The sequence below is a fragment of the Microbacterium sp. Bi128 genome, assembly GCF_918698205.1.
The window spans coordinates 1-2,406 of sequence record NZ_CAKKMM010000770.1 but is presented as its reverse complement, the minus strand read 5'-3'; the positions used below and the strand labels follow the sequence as shown (position 1 = coordinate 2,406).

The 2,406-nt window shown below is 64.3% G+C and carries 3 protein-coding genes; all 3 read right to left on the bottom strand.

Annotated elements, in window-relative coordinates; all coding sequences use genetic code 11:
- Positions 1–800, bottom strand: an 800-nt coding sequence (locus tag LQV45_RS26020) for an enolase C-terminal domain-like protein (protein WP_230009550.1), incomplete at its 3' end; no start/stop codon positions are given.
- A complete protein-coding gene (locus LQV45_RS26015; protein WP_230009548.1) occupies positions 790–1,773 on the bottom strand; it encodes a LysR substrate-binding domain-containing protein in 984 nt (327 codons plus the stop codon). The genes LQV45_RS26020 and LQV45_RS26015, both read right to left, overlap by 11 nt.
- A gap of 170 nt (positions 1,774–1,943) precedes the next feature.
- Positions 1,944–2,123, bottom strand: coding sequence for a hypothetical protein (locus LQV45_RS26010; protein ID WP_230009546.1), 180 nt, complete (start codon positions 2,121–2,123; stop codon positions 1,944–1,946).
- Positions 2,124–2,406: the final 283 nt, after the last annotated feature.

Genomic DNA, 2,406 nt, shown 5'->3' with positions numbered 1-2,406 from the left:
GTCTTAATGCAGATCGCGGTGCTGCCGCCGGAAAGCAATTCGCGGGAGACATCGCTCAGGGTGGGGACGCTTTCGTCGCCCACGATCGGGATGCTCGAGCTCTGCACCAGCCGGCGCCGGCCCATCGCCTCGCCGGCATCGCACGGCTCCTCCAGCGTGGAAAGGCCCAGGCCCTCGGTCCTGCGCAGAACCTCCATGGCCTCGTTCGCCGTCCAGCCACGGTTGGCGTCGAGGTAGATCTCGGCGTCCTCGCCAAGGCCCTCCCGCAAAACATGGCAGGCCTCGACGTCGAGGGAGAGGGGCCGCCGCCCGGTCTTGAGCTTGAAGGTGTTGATGCCGTACTTTTCACGGAACCGCAGCGCTTCTTCCAGAAGCTCGGCGGCGGGCTTGAAGCCCAACATGTGCGAGACCCGCATGCTGTCGGTGAAGCCGCCCAGCAGTTTGTGCACCGGGGTGCCCAGCGAGATCCCGATGACATCCCAGAGGGCGATGTCCAGGGCCCCCTTGGCCGTGGGGTTGTTGACCGTGCGCCGGAGCAGCTGCTGGACCTTGGAGCGGTCCAGCGGGTCCAGCCCGATGAGTTGCGGGGCAAAGACCTTGGTCACCACCGAGACGATCGAATCCTGGGTTTCGCCGTAGGTGTAGGGCCGCGGCGGGGTGTCCGCGATACCGCAGATGCCGGTGTCCGTGTAGATCCGGACCAGCACGTGTTCCGCGGAAGTCACCTCGCCGCTGGCGAACTTCAGCGGCCGCGCGTAAGGAATGGCGTAGGGAATGGCCTCAATGCGGTCAATTTTCACGGGGTGGTTCCTTTGTTGCGGATGCGGGTTGTGACTGTGGCAGGGACTGGGCCGGCGACTCCGCGGGGCGAAGCGGGGGCTGTTGCTGGCCAGGGCCCGATGTGGGAGGTAAATCGAAGAGCTGCAGGAAGCTGCGCAGCAGGGGTGTCTCAGCGTCGCGGATCCAGGCAACGGCGAGGTCGACCGGCGGCGGGTTATGCAACGGACGGAAGACGACACCCTGAAAGGAAAACATCCGGGAAGTCATCGGCACTAGGGCGATCCCCATCCCTGCCGCGACGAGCGAGAGCAGGGTGGAGGTTTCCCTGGCCTCCTGGACGAGCCGCGGCTGGAACCCGGCTTTGCGGCAGGCATCCACGACGATGCTGCTGACCGCGGAGTAGCTCGGATAACCGACGAAGTCCTGGCCGGCGAGCTCCGCCAGTTCCAGGGTGCCCTTTTCCGCCATCGGCGAATCCGCCGGGAGTGCCGCGACCAGCTGATCCTGTTCGAGCAGTTTGAGGGCCACAGTTCCGGAGCGGACTGGGGGTCGGAGGACGGCGACGTCGAGCCTTCCGTCCTCGAGTGCGGACTCCATCTGCGGCGTCAGCATTTCGCCCTGAACGGTGATGCGGAGCCCGGGAAAAGTGCGTCGGGCGGCCTGGACGATGCTGGGCATCAGCCGGTAGGTGGCTGTTCCGGTGAAGCCGACGCGGAGGACGCCAGTGGCACCTGCGCCGACCTGCCGGACGTCCTCCTCCAGAGCTTCCAGTTCCTGCATCAGCAGCCGTCCTCGATCCAACAGGACCTGTCCGGCTGGGGTGAGATCCACCTTGCGCGTAGTGCGCAGCAGCAAGGGTGTGCCGAGCTGTACCTCCAGCTGCCGGATCTGTTGGGACAAAGGCGGCTGGGCCATGTGCAGCCGCTGGGCTGCGCGGCCGAAGTGACGTTCCTCGGCCACTGCAATGAAGTACTTGAGGTGGCGCGTCTCCATTAGAAGCTCCCGGGCAGCTCGAAGCAGGCGATATGCCGTACTCCGCCCAGCTTAGGAGGACGGATTAGTTAGGGGAAATACCTATTTCGGAGCTATTGGGACGTTTCGCATACCAATCTCCGCCTGTGGGCGGCCGGGCGCGGACAGGCAGGCCAGCGGCAAGGAGGGTTTCATTGTTCGAAAGGCAAGCTGGCCAAGATGTCGGCCCAGCCGAAGTGCTTGAAGACATAGCCGCCCGGCGATGGCGCGGTGACGACCCGGTAGATGAAGTCTGCAAGGAAGATTACGCTGAAAACGGCGTTCATCAGCGTGATCACGGTGTCGAGCGATTTGCCCCCTTGTTGCCTCACATGAAAACCTCCGAGCGACAGCTGTCACGCGGGCAGCAACCATGACCCACGCTCCGGGCACCGCTTCGGCTGGTGACCGCACTCACCGACCCACTGTTGAAATCAGGCGGACTGGTACTTGGACCAACGTGGACGGGATCGCGGTTTGCGTGGATCGTGACTCAGCTCGGAGAGGGTCATGCTCAGGACCCTGTTGTGTAAGTTGAACATGCGCCATGATTGGCACCTGGAGTTCACCGAGGATGGCGGCCGCTACAAGCGCTGCAGGCGTTGCGGTAAGGAC